This window comes from Pseudomonas sp. RIT-PI-r, from assembly GCF_001297015.1.
Classification (GTDB): Bacteria; Pseudomonadota; Gammaproteobacteria; order Pseudomonadales; family Pseudomonadaceae; genus Aquipseudomonas.
The window spans coordinates 1-16,770 of sequence record NZ_LIGE01000029.1 but is presented as its reverse complement, the minus strand read 5'-3'; the positions used below and the strand labels follow the sequence as shown (position 1 = coordinate 16,770).

At 59.4% G+C, this 16,770-nt stretch carries 13 protein-coding genes and 1 pseudogene; 9 read left to right on the top strand and 5 right to left on the bottom strand.

Annotation, left to right across the window (positions count from 1 at the left end; translation table 11 throughout):
* The first annotated feature begins 56 nt into the window (after positions 1-56).
* Together AK821_RS17330 and AK821_RS17325 are read left to right on the top strand one after the other, a co-directional pair.
* Complete coding sequence (locus AK821_RS17330; RefSeq protein WP_064390809.1) at positions 57-368, top strand: DUF962 domain-containing protein; 312 nt, start codon at positions 57-59, stop codon at positions 366-368.
* Positions 369-382: 14 nt separating this feature from the next.
* Positions 383-973, top strand: coding sequence for an HD domain-containing protein (locus AK821_RS17325; protein WP_064390808.1), 591 nt, complete (start codon positions 383-385; stop codon positions 971-973).
* 116 nt (positions 974-1,089) lie between these two features.
* Here AK821_RS17325 and AK821_RS17320 read toward each other — a convergent pair whose 3' ends face one another.
* Positions 1,090-1,905: a UDP-2,3-diacylglucosamine diphosphatase gene (locus AK821_RS17320; protein WP_064390807.1), complete on the bottom strand. Its 816-nt coding sequence runs from the start codon at positions 1,903-1,905 to the stop codon at positions 1,090-1,092.
* Between the two features lie 133 nt (positions 1,906-2,038).
* Between AK821_RS17320 and AK821_RS17315 the strand changes: the two genes are divergently transcribed.
* Positions 2,039-2,803: an AraC family transcriptional regulator gene (locus AK821_RS17315; protein WP_064390806.1), complete on the top strand. Its 765-nt coding sequence runs from the start codon at positions 2,039-2,041 to the stop codon at positions 2,801-2,803.
* 282 nt (positions 2,804-3,085) lie between these two features.
* Positions 3,086-3,979 carry a DMT family transporter gene (locus AK821_RS17310; protein WP_064390805.1) on the top strand — a complete coding sequence of 298 codons (894 nt, stop codon included), beginning with the start codon at positions 3,086-3,088 and terminating at the stop codon, positions 3,977-3,979.
* On the opposite strand, the gene AK821_RS17305 is transcribed toward AK821_RS17310, so the two are convergent.
* On the bottom strand, positions 3,973-4,260 hold the full coding sequence (locus AK821_RS17305; RefSeq protein WP_064390804.1) for a SelT/SelW/SelH family protein: 288 nt from the start codon (positions 4,258-4,260) through the stop codon (positions 3,973-3,975). The genes AK821_RS17310 and AK821_RS17305 overlap by 7 nt on opposite strands.
* A gap of 71 nt (positions 4,261-4,331) precedes the next feature.
* On the opposite strand from AK821_RS17305, the gene AK821_RS17300 reads away from it, so the two are divergent.
* Positions 4,332-6,533 (top strand): patatin-like phospholipase family protein, encoded by a 2,202-nt coding sequence (locus AK821_RS17300; RefSeq protein WP_064390803.1) that lies wholly within the window; start codon positions 4,332-4,334, stop codon positions 6,531-6,533.
* Between the two features lie 123 nt (positions 6,534-6,656).
* Here the strand turns inward: AK821_RS17300 and AK821_RS17295 are convergent, their stop codons facing one another.
* The 3 genes from AK821_RS17295 to recQ all read right to left on the bottom strand — a co-directional run bounded on the left by AK821_RS17295 (position 6,657) and on the right by recQ (position 11,408).
* Positions 6,657-8,417: a FimV/HubP family polar landmark protein gene (locus tag AK821_RS17295; protein WP_064390802.1), complete on the bottom strand. Its 1,761-nt coding sequence runs from the start codon at positions 8,415-8,417 to the stop codon at positions 6,657-6,659.
* A 127-nt stretch (positions 8,418-8,544) separates the two neighbouring features.
* Positions 8,545-8,979, bottom strand: a complete 435-nt coding sequence (locus AK821_RS17290; protein WP_016984207.1) for a MarR family transcriptional regulator — start codon at positions 8,977-8,979, stop codon at positions 8,545-8,547.
* A gap of 299 nt (positions 8,980-9,278) precedes the next feature.
* A complete protein-coding gene (recQ, locus tag AK821_RS17285; protein ID WP_064390801.1) occupies positions 9,279-11,408 on the bottom strand; it encodes a DNA helicase RecQ in 2,130 nt (709 codons plus the stop codon).
* 375 nt (positions 11,409-11,783) lie between these two features.
* Here recQ and AK821_RS17280 point away from each other — a divergent pair, with 375 nt between their 5' ends.
* From AK821_RS17280 to AK821_RS17265, 4 genes and pseudogenes are all read left to right on the top strand, one after another.
* Positions 11,784-12,371 carry a UPF0149 family protein gene (locus tag AK821_RS17280; protein ID WP_064390800.1) on the top strand — a complete coding sequence of 196 codons (588 nt, stop codon included), beginning with the start codon at positions 11,784-11,786 and terminating at the stop codon, positions 12,369-12,371.
* A 10-nt stretch (positions 12,372-12,381) separates the two neighbouring features.
* Positions 12,382-12,777: a YbaN family protein gene (locus AK821_RS17275; protein ID WP_064390799.1), complete on the top strand. Its 396-nt coding sequence runs from the start codon at positions 12,382-12,384 to the stop codon at positions 12,775-12,777.
* A 217-nt stretch (positions 12,778-12,994) separates the two neighbouring features.
* Positions 12,995-15,010: a hypothetical protein gene (locus tag AK821_RS17270; protein ID WP_150647062.1), complete on the top strand. Its 2,016-nt coding sequence runs from the start codon at positions 12,995-12,997 to the stop codon at positions 15,008-15,010.
* Between the two features lie 310 nt (positions 15,011-15,320).
* A pseudogene (locus AK821_RS17265) lies at positions 15,321-16,770 on the top strand (hypothetical protein); the annotation flags it as partial.

Below are 16,770 nucleotides of genomic sequence, written 5' to 3'. Positions count from 1 at the left end.
ATAAGCTACCCGCAGAACAACTCGTCGCCAGAACAATAACCACAGAGAACGCGGTCGTGGAAAACATCAAGCAATTCAACAGCTTCGCTGAGTTCTATCCGTATTACCTCAGCGAACACAACAACAGCACCTGCCGGCGTCTGCACTTCATCGGCACGACGCTGGTTATTTTCATTCTCGCGATGACCATCGCCAAAGGCGCCTGGCTGCTTCTATTGGCGGTGCCATTGGCTGGCTACAGCTTTGCCTGGGTCGGGCATTTCTTTTTCGAGAAGAACCGACCGGCGACTTTTCAGCATCCGCTGTACAGCCTGCTCGGTGACTTTGTCATGTACCGCGACATGATCCTTGGTCGCGTTGCGTTCTGAATGAGGGTCAGCCAATGAATGCCAATGCCCGCTTCACCCATATGAAGGACGGCACGCAGGAAGACTGGGCGATCATCGCCGCTGACTTCAGTGCCTACGCCAAACAGTTGCCCTCACGGATCATGACTCACCTGAAATTGCTCGAAGGCGATTTCGGCGGTTTTCCGGTGGATCGCCTGACCCACTCGCTGCAAACCGCGACCCGTGCCTGGCGCGATGGCCGTGACGAGGAATACGTGGTCTGCGCGCTGCTGCACGACATTGGCGACACCTTGGGTTCGTACAACCACCCGGACATCGCCGCGGCGATTCTCAAGCCGTTCGTCAGCGCCGAAAATCTGTGGATGGTCGAGAAGCACGGGGTGTTTCAGGGCTACTACTTCTTTCATCACTTGGGTATGGATCGGCACCTGCGCGAGCAATTCAAAGAGCATCCGCAGTTTCAGGCGACCGCCGAATTTTGCGCCAAATACGATGCGGCGGCGTTTGATCCGGAGTACGACACACTGCCGTTGAGCTTTTTCGAGCCGATGATGGAGCGGTTGTTTGCACAGCCGAAGAACTCGATTTACAAGGCCGCGATGGCTGAACACTCACCAGCGTGATTATCTTCGGGAACCGCTGCGCGGTTCATCGCGAGCAGGCTCACTCCTACAGTTGAAATGCGTACCCCTGTAGGAGTGAGCCTGCTCGCGATGAGGCTCTCTCAATCACCGAAGAACTAGGCAAGTTCGGCGACTTTGGCGGCCTTCAGCTCCGCCTCCCGGGCCTGAGCATCCGCCAGCCGATACAACTCGATCGTGCCATCCCAATGCTCGATCAGCGCCGTGCACGATTCCACCCAATCGCCGCAATTGAGGTAATCCACCTCCCCCACCTTGCGGATCTCGGCGTGGTGAATGTGCCCACAGACCACGCCATGCAACTCGCGCTTAACGCACTCATGGGCAATGGCTTCTTCAAAGTCGCTGATGAAACTCACCGCGGTTTTCACCTTGTGTTTGAGGTACGCCGACAGCGACCAGTAACCGTAGCCATAGCGCGCACGCCAATGGTTGAGCCAGCGATTGAGGGTCAGGGTGAACTCGTAGGCCGAATCGCCGAGGAAGGCCAGCCAGCGGTGATAACGGGTGATCACATCGAACTGATCGCCATGAATCACCAGCAAATGCCGGCCGTCTGCCGTGACGTGTATCGCTTCGTCGACCAATTGGATGTTGCCGAGGATCAGCTTCGAATAACGGCGTAAAAACTCGTCGTGATTGCCGGTAACGTAAATCACCTCGGTGCCGCGCTTGCTCATGGTCAGCAAGCGGCGAATCACATTGGTATGCGCCTGCGGCCAGTACATGCCACCGCGCAGTTTCCAGCCATCGATGATGTCGCCTACCAGGTAGACTTTGTCGGCATGGTAGCCTTTGAGAAACTGCGACAAGTGTTCGGCCTGGCAATCGCGCGTGCCCAGGTGCACGTCGGAAATCCACAGGGTTCGCACCCGTTGTTTGCGGCTGGGTCTGGCGAGCTCGGCGCTGGTCATGGGCAACCCTCTGCGATGTTTTCGCCAGAGTGCGCTTGCCCGGTGAATCGACCATGACAAGCGTGAGTCAGTCCTGTGACAGCGCAGCCCGTGCCGCTCGGTGTAGACTGCAGGCCTGCCCGGAGATCTGTTCATGCGCCCGATCCTTACCCTGCGTCAGTACACCCGCGACCTGATCGTCCACAGCCACGAGCACGCCCAGTTGGTGTTCGGGCTGTCCGGCGCGCTGGACTTCGAGGTCGAAGGCTGTGGCAGCCAGGTGCGCCAGCAAAGTTTCGTGGTCATCCCTTCGGGTGCGCATCACGCGTGCGGCAGTCCCGATGGCAGTCGTTGCCTGGTGATGGATATTCCTGACGGGCAATGGCTGGTGGATTCGTTGGGTGAACATGCCGAGGCCAGCCGCCGTTTGCTCGATCAGCCTGCGCGTTTGTCGCTGGATTCCGGGCAGAGCCAATTGGTCAACTGGTTGGCGAACAGCCCAGTCAGCGATCCGCTGATCGCGCAGCAAGGCGCGGTGTTGCTGCTGGCCAGCCTCAATCATGCGCAACCTGCTGAACTCGCTACTCGCCGCCTGCCCTATGCCGCGCTGGATGCGCACATCGAGCAACACGCCGCTTATCCGCTGCAAGTCGCCGATCTGGCGCGCGTTGCCGGGTTATCCAGCGCGCGTCTGCATGCTCGGTTCATGGCCGAATGCGGGCAGACGCCGATGGATTACCTGCGCAGTCGGCGCTTGCATCTGGCGGTGCAACTGCTGCGCGATACGGTTTTGCCCATGGGTGAAATTGCCAGCCGCGTCGGTTACAACTCGCAGAGTGCTTTCTCGGCCGCCGTCCTGCGTGAGTTCGGCGCCTCACCCGGCCAGCTTCGGCGCGATTCCCGCGACAAAAGACGATAGTCTGCCGACAGACTTACTGACCTCTACACGCTTAAATGTAGGAGCTGCCGAAGGCTGCGATCTTTGATCGTTCCCACGCTCCGCGTGGGAATGCAGCCCGTGACGCTCCGCGTCACTGGACGCAGAGCGTCCCTAGAGGCGTTACCACGCAGAGCGTGGGAACGATCAAAAGCAAGATCAAAAGATCGCAGCCTTCGGCAGCTCCTACAGTAAATGGTCGTTCCCACGCTGCTGCGTGTGATTGATCAACAGTTGAATTGTGTTTGCGATAGAAGGACTGCAATGACTCCGCGTACTGCCCTCGGCGCCCTGCACATTGGTGCTTTGATGTTTGGCCTGACCGGTGTGTTCGGCAAACTCGCTGCCGCCTCGCCGGCCGTGATCGTTTTCGGTCGTGCCGCCTTCGCCGTACTCGCCCTGGCTTTCTTCGCCCGATTCGCCAGCCAAAGCGCTTGGCAAAAACTCCAGGCCGTGGATTGGCGACGTCTGGCCCTCAGCGGCGTGTTGCTGGCCGGGCACTGGGTGAGTTTTTTCGTTTCGGTGAAGATCGCCGGCGTGGCCATCGCGACCCTGGGTTTTGCCAGTTTCCCGGCGTTCACGGTGATTCTTGAAGGGCTGATCTTCCGAGAACGTATTCGCGCCAATGAAATCGTGCTCGTGGTGCTGGTCAGTGTCGGCCTGATACTGGTGACGCCAGCGTTCGATCTGGGCAGCGGCGCGACCATCGGTCTGCTCTTGTCAGTGCTGTCGGGGTTGCTGTTTTCCTTGCTGTCGCTGACCAATCGCGCCAGCTCCGGGCGTATTCCGGCGGTGCAGGCGGCGTTGTGTCAGAACGTCGTGGTAGCGCTGTGTCTGCTGCCGGTCGCAGCACCACAATTGAGCGAAGTCCGTGCGCTGGACTGGTTGTGGATTGCCCTGCTCGGCGTGTTCTGTACCGGCGTCGCCCACAGCCTGTTCGTGGCCAGTCTGGCGGTGATCAAAGCACGCACGGCGGCGGTGGTGTTCGCGATGGAGCCGGTTTACGGCATCACCGTCGCCTGGCTATTGTTCAATGAAAACCCGACCCTGCGCATGCTGATGGGCGGCGCGCTGATCATTGTCGCCATCGTGGTGTCGGCGCGGATGTCAGGCGCCAGCGATAAAAAAACCGTCGCCGCCGAGGCCGCCTCTCACTGAGCGCGATCGTTGTGGCCGAGGTCGCGGTCAGGGTCGATCTGATCGCGAACCCGTTGCTTCAGCACCTTGGCCTCGGGAAAGCCGCCGTCCGCCTTGCGCTCCCAGATCTGCACGCCTGCGCAGGTAATGTGAAACACCCCGCCGGTAGCCGGCACCAGTGAGACTTTGCCGAGATCATCGGCAAACGTGCTGAGCAGTTCCTGCGCCAGCCACGCGGCGCGCAACAGCCACTGGCATTGGGTGCAATAAGTGATGACAACTTCGGCTTTTTCTACAGTCATGTTCGCTGAAACTCCTGAGACAGAGGGCGCCGCTATAATAGCCGGCTTTATCGCTTGCCCCGAGACTCACAATGCGCCGTCTGCTGTTCTGCCTGCTGCTTGGTTTACTGCCCCTGCTCGTCCACGCCAGCGTCGAAGCCACCGAAGCTTCGCGCCCCAAGGTCGGCCTCGTGCTGTCCGGCGGCGCTGCTCGTGGGCTGGCGCACATTGGCGTGCTCAAGGCCCTGGAAGAGCAAGGCATCAAGATCGATGCGATCGCCGGCACCAGCATGGGTGCCGTCGTCGGTGGCCTATATGCCTCGGGCTACCAGATCGACGAGCTGGAAAAACTCGCGCTGAACATCGACTGGCAAGCAGCGCTGTCCGACGCCCCGCCCCGTGAAGACGTGCCGTTTCGACGCAAACAGGACGACCGCGACTTTCTGGTGAAGCAAAAACTCAGCTTCCGTGACGATGGCAGCCTCGGCCTGCCGCTCGGGGTGATTCAGGGCCAGAACCTCGCATTGCTGCTGGAAAGCCTGTTGGCCCACACCAGTGACACCCGCGACTTCGACAAACTGCCGATCCCCTTCCGCGCCGTCGCCACCGACATCGCCAACGGTGAGAAAGTGGTGTTTCGCAAGGGGCATCTGCCCCAGGTGATCCGCGCCAGCATGTCGATTCCGGCGGTGTTCGCCCCGGTCGAACTCGATGGCCGGCTGCTGGTAGACGGCGGCATGACCGACAACATCCCGCTCGATGTCGTACGGGCGATGGGCGTCGACATCGCCATCGTGGTCGATATCGGCACGCCGTTGCGCAACCGCAAGCAATTGACCACGGTGGTCGATGTGTTGAATCAGTCGATCACCCTGATGACCCGCAGCAACTCCGAAGAACAACTGGCCGCGCTCAAACCGACCGACGTATTAATTCAACCCGCACTGGCAGCGTATGGCGTCACCGATTTTGGCAAGGCTCAGGACATGATCGACGCCGGTTACCGCGCGACCCGAATCCTTGATGCACGCCTGGCCACTCTTAAACCCACAGAATCCCAGGACGCCGAACTCAACGCCGCACGCTCGCCAGGCCAGCGCACACCGATCATCACTGCCATCAAGGTCGAGAACGACTCGAAGGTCGACGACGATGTGATCCGCTACTACATCCGCCAGCACATCGGCGAGCCGCTGGATCTGGGTCGTCTGCATTCGGACATGGGCACCTTGTACGGCCTCGACTATTTCGAGCAAGTGCAGTACCGCGTGGTGCACAAGGGGCAAAATCACACCCTGGTGATCAGCGCCCGCGGCAAGCGCAGCGGCACCGACTACCTGCGCGTGGGCCTCAACCTCTCGGACGACATGCGCGGCGACAGCGCCTTCAACCTCGGTGCCAGTTACCGTATCAACGGCATCAACCGCCTCGGCGCGGAATGGTTGACCCGGGCTCAAATCGGCGACAAACAAGAGCTGTACACCGAGTTCTACCAGCCCCTCGACGTCGGCTCGCGCTACTTCGTTGCGCCGTATGCATCGTTCGAGGCACAGAACGTCGATTCGGTGCTCGATAACGATCCGGTCGCGCAATACCGCGTCGAGCGCTACGGTTTCGGCCTCAACCTCGGTCGACAGATCGGCAACAACGGTGAAGTGCGCTTTGGTGTCGGTGAGGCCTGGGGCAAGGCTGATGTGCGCATTGGCGATCAGGATCTGCCAAGCGAAAGCTTCACCGAAGGCTTCTACTCGCTGAAGTACTCCTACGATTCGCTGGACAACGTGTACTTCCCCCATGAAGGCAAAGACATCAGCCTGACACTGATGCAATTCGAGCCAAGCCTGGGGTCGGACACTCGGTACCGGCAGTGGGAATTCAAACTCGACAAAGCCATGAGCAGTGGGCCGGACACACTGATTCTTGGCGGTCGTTATGGCCGCACGCTGGACAATGCCAACGTGGTGACGTCGAGCTTCCTGTTGGGTGGCGCACGGCAGTTGTCGGGTTTCCGCGAGGATGCGGTCTCAGGGCAGAATGTCAGCCTGATGCGCGCAGTGTATTACCGCAGGCTGACGCCGCGTTCCTACCTGCCGCTGGATTTCCCGCTGTACGCCGGTGCTTCGCTGGAACGCGGTCGGGCATGGAACAACGACAATGAGTTCGACAGCGGCTACATCAATGCGGCGAGCGTATTCATTGGTTTCGATACGCCGTTGGGGCCATTGAATTTCAGCTATGGGTTGAATGATGCGAATGAGCAGGCGGTGTACCTGAACCTTGGGCAGACTTTCTGATTCATTATCGACTGACCATTTGCTATCGCGAGCAGGCTCACTCCTACATTTGGAATACATTTCAACTGTAGGAGTGAGCCTGCTCGCGATGGCGATATCCGGTCCGCCACAAATCATCAGAAATCAACGAATCCCCGCCAACAACGTCCGCGCCGTTTGCTTCAACGGCTCATCAGCCTCTTTGAGCAATTCATTGAGCAATGCAATCGCACTGTCGATATCACCGTCGTCGATGCACGTCTGGGCCTGTTCGAGCTTCACCGAGCCGGTGGGCTCCGCCGGTTCGGACAATTGCAGATCCAGAGGTTGCAACACCAACGATGATTCCGAATCAGCGAACTCATTGAGAAAGTCGTTATCCAGCGGCTGTGCGTCAGGCTCGGGAATCCATTCAAGCTCCGACTCTTCACTGGCCACTGGTGCAGGCAAATCGAACTCCTGCGGCAAGACCTGCAGGCTTGAACCGGGACCCGGCTCGCCCGACGCCGGCTGCGCTGAAGATGGCCGACTGTCCTCCAGATCCCAGCTGGAAGCCATCGACAACTCCCCCAGATTCAACTCGAAATTATCTTCCGGGGTCGGTTGCACCGGGGCAGTCGGCGCTGCTGCGACAACGGGCGCCAACGGCACAGCGCTGACCAGTTTCGGATGACGGGCACGGGTGTCGTGCAGTTGCTGTTCATCGACACCTTGTGCGCGCAGATGATTTTCCTGCTGATCGTAGGCGCTGTTATCACCCTGACGGCCCAACACTTCGAGCAATTGCAACCCAAGGTCGCGGCGCTCGGGCTCCTTGTGCGAGGCATCACGCAACAGGCCAACCGCTTCACCAAGTCGCCCATACGCCAGGTAAATGCCAACCGCTTCCAGCACATCCCCGGCAGCGGGCTCTTCGCGGTGGTCGGCTGCGTTGTGAGCCCGGACGTGGGCTGCCGGTACCGGTTCGTCTACGTCCGCTGCATCGGGTTGCGCTGACAATGGCAGCGGTTCGCCCGCGTGCAACTGTTGTTGCCGACGACGCAGGAACAAGGCCGCCAAGGCTCCCAGCAATAACAGCAAGCCGCCGAGCAACGGCCAGTTCAGACCGTCGTCCGTGGTTTCGACAGGGGCAACAACGGGAGAGGCCGTTGGTGGCGGTGCTACGACAGCCGCTGGCGGAGGTTTCTGCAGCTCGGCGAGGCGGGTTTGCAGCTCGCCGATCTGCTTCTTGCCTTCGGCGATCTGCGTCTCTTGAATCAACAGTCGGGCTTTCTGCTCGTCGAGGGTCGCTTGCAGTTGCTGATTGAGCAGCACACTGGCAGCCAATTGTTCGGCCAATGCATCGTTGGCGGGCGGGGTGGCAGCCGCGGGTGCACTTTCGCGCTTGCCCTGAGCTGCTTGCGGTGGCGCAATCGCCGGCTCGACCGTGGGAAATTCAGAAGATTGCGGGCGTGGGTCAGGCTCATCGGTGGCCGGCACAATACCGGGTGAGCCCGGTGGGTCGATCAGTACAGTGTATTCGCGCAGCAAGTGGCCGTTAGGCTGACTGAGCTGCACCAGGAAATTCAGATAAGGTTCGTTGACCGGTTTACTCGAAGTCACCCGGATCATCTGCCGATTACCGTGCAGGATCGGCGTGAACTTGAGGTCGTTGAGGAAGAACACCCGCTCGACCCCAGCCTGGCCGAATTCATCGGCCGTGGCCAGGCTCACGGAAAGATCGTTTTGTGTCAGCCCGCCGACATCCACCAAAGCGATGTCGGCCTTGAGCGGCTGATTAAGGGCTGAATGAACGGTGATATCACCCAGCCCCAACGCCATCGACCAGGTCGAATAGCTGAATACGCCAGCGACCAGCAGCCATTTGGCGCCGCCGCGCAGTACCACGTACCGACTTGCGAGCATGAGCATCCCTTAAATAAGCAAAACCGACTTCTATGCGTTCGCACATCCGGTACGAACACGATATTGCCCAGTAGTTCTTATAGTCTGCTCAGCGCGATCTCTCAAAAAAACGGCAGCGGGTTGTGCCTCAAGATTTTTCCAGATTACCCAGAATGTGCCCGTGAACCCGCATGCACACCTTTAAATCCGCCTCGTCGACGCCCTCGAACAACTCGTGACGAAGTTGCGTGGCAATCGTTTCGATTTGTTCGATCAACGGCAAGGCCGGCGCGCAGAGAACGATCTTTTTCGCCCGACGGTCTTCCATCACGGACTGGCGTTGCACCAGGCCCTGGCTTTCCAGACTATCAAGCAAGCGTGCGAGGGTCGGACCTTCGACACCGACGCTCTGCGCCAGCTCTCGTTGAGTCGGCGCCTCTTCGAAACGCGCCAGATGCAGCAGCACTAGCCAGCGCGCCTGGGACAACCCCAGGCCGGCCAGCCGGCGATCCAGTTCGGCACGCCAGCCACGGGACATCTGGGCCAGTTGCATGCCAAAGCGGTGTTGATCGGTTAACGGCATAAAACACTCACGGTTAGACTGAAAAATAAAGAATTTCTAATTATTAGCCAGCTAAGCATGAGCTGCAGTTATAGGCAAGTGGCGGTCTGTACTGAATCGTTACATCTCGAGGCCCCTCACCCTAGCCCTCTCCCAAAGGGAGAGGGGACTGAATGGGGGATATTTGGGAATTACGCCGACGTGACAGCTCAGCGCTGAATCCATAATCGACTCGGGCTTTCAGGTCGATGCAGGACGCAAGACACCTCGGTCGGCCCCCTCTCCCTTTGGGAGAGGGCTGGGCTGAGGGTACGGCCAAATTACATCTCGAATTCCGACTGCAATGCAGCCCGCACGCAATACAGCACGCCTTCCGGCACACGTCCGGCAAACAGCTCCGCCACTTCGGCGACCGACGGCAACTCGCCTTCGCCATCGAGGAACGCGTCCTGCACTTCGCCCATCAGTTCTTCAGGCAAGTCCAGCGCCTGCTCGAGCGACAACTGCTGCTTGCCAATCGCTTCGGCGAGCATCGTGTAGACGTTCTTTTCCGAGCACTGCAACTGACCGGCAATTTGTAGTGGCGTCATGCCGGCGCGGGCCAGTGTGATCAGTTCATGGCGCACGTCGGCCACCGCTTTCGGCGCCTCGACTGCGCCGCCAAGCACTTCGAGGAAGGCCTCGCCGTAGCGCTCAAGCTTGCGGGCACCGACGCCGCTGACCGTGGCCATTTCCGCCAGCGAAGTCGGCTGGCTGCGGAGCATTTCCAGCAACGTCGAGTCGGGGAAGATGACGTAGGGCGGCACGCCGTGTTCTTCGGCGAGTTTGCGCCGCAGCGCGCGCAGCGCTTCCCACTGCTCGCGCTCTTCACCACGCACCAGTTGGCTGGCCGGACTCTTGCTGTTGCTCTTGGCGGCGACTTGCGGCTTGAGATCGCGGCGCAGCTCCAGGCTCACTTCGCCCTTGAGCAATGGCCGGCAACTGTCGTTCAGACGCAGACCGCCGTAACCTTCGTGATCGACATCAGCCAACCCTCGCGCCACCAACTGGCGGAACAACGAGCGCCATTCGCTCTCGCTCAGCGCTTTGCCGACGCCCCACACCGACAGGTGCTGATGGCCGAAACTGCGGATTTTTTCGTTGTCCTTGCCCAACAGCACATCGACCAGATGGCCGACGCCATACCGCTGGCCGGTACGGAAAATCGCCGACAACGCCTGACGTGCAGGCTCGGTGGCATCCCAGGTCTGTACGCCATCGACACAGTTGTCGCAATGGCCACACGGCTCGGGCATGTCTTCATCGAAGTACGCCAGCAGCGTCTGACGACGGCAGCGGGTTTCTTCGCAGAGCGAGAGCATCGCGTCGAGCTTGTGCTGCTCCAGACGCTTGTGCCGCTCGTCGCCTTCAGAGTTCTGCAGCATCTGCTTGAGCATCACCACGTCTTGCAGACCGTAGGCCATCCACGCATCCGCCGGCAGGCCGTCACGGCCGCCGCGCCCGGTTTCCTGATAATACGCTTCGAGGGATTTTGGCAAATCGAGGTGCGCGACGAAGCGCACGTTGGGCTTGTCGATGCCCATACCGAACGCCACGGTGGCCACCATGATCAGGCCTTCCTCGTTGAGGAAGCGCTTCTGGTTGAAGGCACGCAGTTCGTTGGGCAGACCGGCGTGATACGGCAGCGCCGGGAACCCCTGCTCACTGAGGAACGTCGCCACTTCCTCGACCTTCTTGCGCGACAGGCAATAAACGATACCGGCATCGCTGCGCCGCTCGGCGAGGAACGCCAGCAATTGCTTGCGCGGCTGCTCCTTGGGCACGATGCGGTAAAAGATGTTCGGGCGGTCGAAGCTCGACAGAAAGCGCTCGGCGTTCTGCAGGTGCAGGCGCGTGACGATTTCTTCGCGGGTACGCTTGTCGGCCGTGGCGGTCAGGGCAATGCGCGGCACGTCCGGGAACAGCTCGGCCAACTGGCCCAGTTGCAGGTATTCCGGACGGAAATCGTGGCCCCATTGCGATACGCAATGCGCCTCGTCGATGGCGAACAAGGCAATGTTCAAGCCCTGCAGGAACGACAGCATGCGCGGCTGCACCAGGCGCTCGGGCGCCAGATACAACATCTTCACTTCGCCACGCTTGATCCGCGCGGCCAGGTCGCGCTGCTGCTCGGCACTCAGCGTGGAGTTCAACGCCGCTGCCGCCACGCCCAGCTCTTCGAGGGTGGCGACCTGGTCGTCCATCAACGCAATGAGCGGCGACACCACCACCGCCAAGCCTTCGCGCAGCAGCGCCGGGACCTGAAAGCACAACGACTTGCCGCCACCGGTAGGCATCAAAACCAGCGCATCCCCGCCGCTGGCCACGCGCTCAATGATTGCACCCTGACGGCCACGGAAACTGTCGTAGCCGAAGATGTCCTTGAGGACGCGTTGAGCCTGTTCGAGCATAAAAACTCCAAAAATCACAAAAACATCCCTGCAAGGCTGGTTCATGACGGGCAAGGCTGCACCGCAGAATCGTAAGAACGCATTGCATGACAGCTGCAATACGTGCAGGGAGCGCAAAACGCGGCAGTATACCCGAGCCCTCCCCTGCACAGGGCGACACCCGTCGATACAATCCACAATGCGCCCCCGTCCCCCTGTAGGAGCTGCCGCAGGCTGCGATCTTTTGATCTTTTAAAAACCACATCAAAAGATCGCAGCCTGCGGCAGCTCCTACAGCGACGTGGGTGAATCAGGGCAAATCTGCCGTTCGGCTGGCTTGAGCGCGCAAGAAGGCCTAGAATTCACGCATTGTTTATTCCCCAAGGTAGCCCCGTAATGTCCTTCGCTGAGCAACTGACCCGCCTGCAAGTCTTCCTCGATGCCGACGAGCTGCATGACGAGGCGCTGGATTACGTGGCCGCGCACGGTTATCTGACCGCGCTGTCGATCTGCGCCGAAGACGTACCGGAGCGCGAATGGATCGACGCCCTGTTCGCCGAGGAGCCGCATTACGCCGATGACGCCCAGCGCGCAGAAATCGAAGCCACGCTGATCGGCCTCAAGGCCCACATCGCCCGTCAACTGGCATCCGATGAAGAATTCGAACTGCCATGCGAACTGGATCTGGGCGAAGAGCCGGACGACTCCGAACTGCGCGGCTGGTGCATCGGTTTCATGGAAGGCGTATTCCTGCGTGAAGAAGCCTGGTTCGAAACCGCTGAAGATGAAGTCAGCGAAATGCTCCTGCCGATCATGGTCGGTTCGGGCCTGTTCGACGAGCAGCCAGAGTTCGAAGACATTGCCAAGGACGCCAACCTGATGGACGACATGATCGTGCAGATCCCAGAAGCACTGACCGCGCTGTACCTGCTGTGCCAGGCGCCTGACGAAAAACCGGCGATCCTCAAGCCACGTCACCACTAAGATCCGGCCTATGGACAACCCCATAGGCAACCGCCCCCTGATGTTGCGCTACTTGCTGCTGGCCATCGGCTGGCTTAGCGTGGCATTGGGGGTGATCGGGATCTTCCTGCCCGTCCTGCCCACCACGCCCTTCCTCCTGCTCGCCGCAGCCTGCTTCGCGCGCAGCTCTCCGCGTTTCTATCAATGGCTGGTCGAACATCCACGACTGGGGCCATGGATCCGCGATTACCTCGACGGTAACGGCATTCCGCTCAAGGGCAAGGTCTACGCGATCGGGCTGATGTGGGCGAGCATTCTGTTTTCGTGTTACCTGGTGCCTCTGCCGTGGGCACGGGGGTTCATGTTGACCAGTGCAGTGTTGGTGACGATCTATATCCTTCGGCAGAAGACTTTGCGCAAATCCTGATGCCTCCAACTTTTTAAAAGACACCCTGTAGGAGCTGCCGCAGGCTGCGATCTTTTGATGTTGTTGTTAAAAGACAAGATCAAAAAATCGCAGCCTGCGGCAGCTCCTGCACGGGGCGGGCTCAGGTTTGGAAATCCATAACCGGATCCACCGGGTATGCCTCAGCTTGACCATTCGTCTTAAACGTTCGCTTACCTGTCAGATCTGACAGTAGGCGGTGCCGGTCAGTGCGGTTCTAATCGATAGAGATCAGTGCGCCCCCCAGGGCATCCGCCTCTCCGACGATGGGTTATTGCTCATGAGCCAGACAACCAGCAGCGCCAACGCTTCAGAAGAACAGGTCGTCATCTTTCCACCGCCGTCCGGCGACATTGGCCTGCTCTCCGTACCACCGCCGTATGTCATCGGCTACAAGCCGCTGAGCGATGGTGCGCTGGGGGTCAACTACAGCATGGTACACAGCGATCTTCAGGGCTTGCTGGTGTACATCCTCAGCTATCTGCAGATGGCTGTCGGTGACCATATCGATGTCTATCTCGGCGATGACCCTGCCCCCGTGGCCTCATTTCCTGTAACCGTCGAACATCTCGATGCCGACGGTGTGGCACGAGACGTGCCGTTCCATATCTCGGCCAGTGACATGAATTCCAGGTATCCACAGCCGGGAAATCAGCCGCTGTCTTTCACTGTGGAGCGCATCAGCGGTAACGTCGAAAGCTCAATACCCTATCAGCTGTACTATAAAAGTTTTCCGCCGGGCAATCCGGACACCGACGGTGGCAAGCCATTCAACCAGGGCCTGCCGCTGCCCATCGCCTCGGAAACGATCATTGACCAGAGCGTGATCGATACCGGCATGACCGTGACGATCAAACGCTACCTGCATCAAGCGCTGGAGGATGTGGTGACACTCGCCTTCGGGACATTGACGTTGGTGTTCAAAGTCACCAATGCGACGGCAGATATCGTTTTTGAACTGACACCGGAACAGCTCGCCACATTGCCACCAAGCGATTCGCTGGTGGTGCGCTATCAGTTGACAGACAAAGTACACAATCAGAGCGGCTGGTCGGATGCACTAATCCTGCAAAGCAAACCGGGAATCACATTGCTGCCAGCTCCGGCAGTCGAAAGGACACCGGGCAACATACTCAATCATGACCTGCTCTTTGGTGAACCGGCGCGGGTCGTGATCTTCCTCAGCAATTATGCAAAGAATGACCAGTTGCAACTGACTCTGCAGGGCCTCACGGAAACGGGCGAAGCGGTCACGTTCACGTACACCCGGTCCCTGGACGGGATGAGCAGCGTGATTTATTTTGAAATCGAGAATGAGCGCGTGCTGGCGCTGATCCGGGGTTCCCTGAGACTGACCTACACCCTCAGCGCAGGAGGCACTGGCGCGCCGCAACTGTCCAAACCGACCCATATCACCATTCAGGGCGGTGCCTTTACCCTTCGCCCGCCAATGATCGAGCAGGTTGTGGAAGACGAACTGCCTGCCAACATCAGCATGGCCAAAGTGTTCATCCCCGATTACTGGGCCTTGAAACCCGGTGCGTTGGTGCAGCTGTTTTGGCAGGTCGTCGATGAACTCGGGGTCACGCTTCTCTTTATTTTCGGGCGCACAATTACTGACCCCAACCAGCCCCTGACCTTTGATGCAGGCAGCCGTTACATCGTACCTTTCGCCGGCAATCCTCTGACGGTGCACTACAAGGTGACCAACCCCGGGCGTGCGCCAGTGCAATCACCGCTGCTGGCACTGCGGATCGGCAAGGCCAGCGAGCCGCCGCTGAAACACGACCTGACAAATTTTGACCAATACGACTGGAATGGCTGGCGTCGGGGTCCGGCAACGCTGCCGAATGACTGGACCATCGTGTTCGAACAAGGCAACTACAGGGCGCAAAATTACACCTACAGCAACAACTCGGCGGGCGTTGTGTTGCAGAAACAATTCGCCAATCTGAAGCCCGGTGGCCGGTATTCGTTGACGGTCAACTGCATCCGCTTCCGTGGCGAATATGCTGCACCGTCGCTGTCGCTGAGTGCCGGGGGCGTTGCCATTACCGGGCCGGTCACCCTCAATGACCTGGCCTGGACAACCTTGTCAGGCAACTTCGTCGCCAACGCCAGCGAGATGACTCTGGCCATCGTCAGCCATGTCGGCTCAGGGGTCGGCAACGATTATCAGGTGGACGATCTGCTGGTGCAGCTGATCGATACCTGACCCGTTGTAGGACGCCCCCTCGACCGTTCGACTTAAATACTCAAAAACCTGTCATATATGACAGTAGCGAGCTTGGCGGAACTGGTGTGTGATGGGTAATGCCATATTCGGCAGTACCCGTCATGCCAAGGAGTACATCGTGGATATCCAGTCATTGGTCTTGAACGAATCATTTGTGCTGTTTCCTGTTTTCCTTCCAGGCTGGATATCGCCGATCAAACCGCCCGAGCGCGCCAATGGCGGCGTTCCCAGATCGCTCTACGATGACAAACCGACAGGCCTCCAATGTGTCGTTGACCCGTGGTCTGAGATGCAAAGTCGCAACCAGACCATGGAGGCGTTCGATTCGGTTGCCCTGTTTATAAACAACGAGCTTACGCAGGTGGACAGCGCCACCGTTCAACCCGGCGACGAGCAAAAGCGCATCGCACTGAATGTGCCGCACGGGCATTTGAATCACGGGGTCAATCGCCTGTATTACAAGGTGACCCGCCTCGGCGGTAACGTCGAAACCTCGCGCGATCTGTTGGTGCTCTATCACCTGCGCGCGCCGGTCAACCTTGATCTGATGATCCCGCCAGACGTGGTTGCCAACGGCGTGAGTGCCGAACAGGCGGCGCAAGGGGTGGAGTTCGGTTTCACCTTCACCCCCCTGGAGCCTTTTAGCCTCGTCCGCTTTCGGATCGGCAATGAGTTGTATACCCGAGAGGTCACTTCCCCACCGACACCGGTGACCGTGACGCTGTTCACCGCTGACTTCCAAAAAATCGGCGACGGCAAGATCGAACTCGACTTCGTGGTGACCGACCAGTTGGGTAACTCCAGTACCTCCACGGTGAAGACTCTGGACGTTCACCTTTCCCGCCCGCTCGAACTACCCGCCCCGACCGTACGCGGCCAGACCGGCAACAACTTCAGTCCGACCCAGCCGGAGATTCGCGTGCTGGTGCCACAGGGTTCGCTGCTGCCTGACGACAAGCTGACCGTGCAATGGACAGGCGCCACCGCCGTGCCAGCGGGTTCCTACACCAGCCCGCAACGGCTGGTCAGCGCCGGGCTGGAAATCGCGGTGCCACGTTCGGTACTCGCCTACAGCCTGGGCAAACCCGTCACCGTGACTTACACCATTGAGCGCAATGGCGTCTCCACCACATCACTGCCATTGACGCTGAACATTCAAACCTTGCCGGCCAGTGCTCTGATCACGCCCAAGATCATCGACGCCGATGCCAACAACGTTCTGGATGTGATCGCGCTCGGCACCAAAAACCCAACAATTCATGGTCTGCTCTGGACGTTGATCGACGTAGGCCAGCACGTCTGGATGAGCCTGGAAGGCAAAAAGGCCGATGGCAGCCCCCATAACCTGACGGTGTGGAGCGGCGGCGCGAGTTACGCCAATGCGACGTGGGTCAGCCAGGGTTTCTGGCCTCGCACTTTTGCCAATAGTTACGTGAAAGAACTGGGCAACGACTCGACGCTGACGATCAAATTCAAGGCTTCGCTGGACAAGAGTAACAACGCGGCTACGGCCACGGTGTTTCCGGATCGCACTTACACCATCAGAGCCGTGGCACTGGTCGCACCGACCATCACCCAGGCCCTGGACTCCAAAGGCGTGGTGATTCCTCAAGGCGGTACGACCGTCGACACCACAGTCAAACTTTCAGGGGCCGGGGCTAAAGGTCAGAAAGTCCAGATCAAGGATGGCGCCACCGTCAAAGGTGAGGCGACGGTTAATCTGACGACAGGTTTGTGGG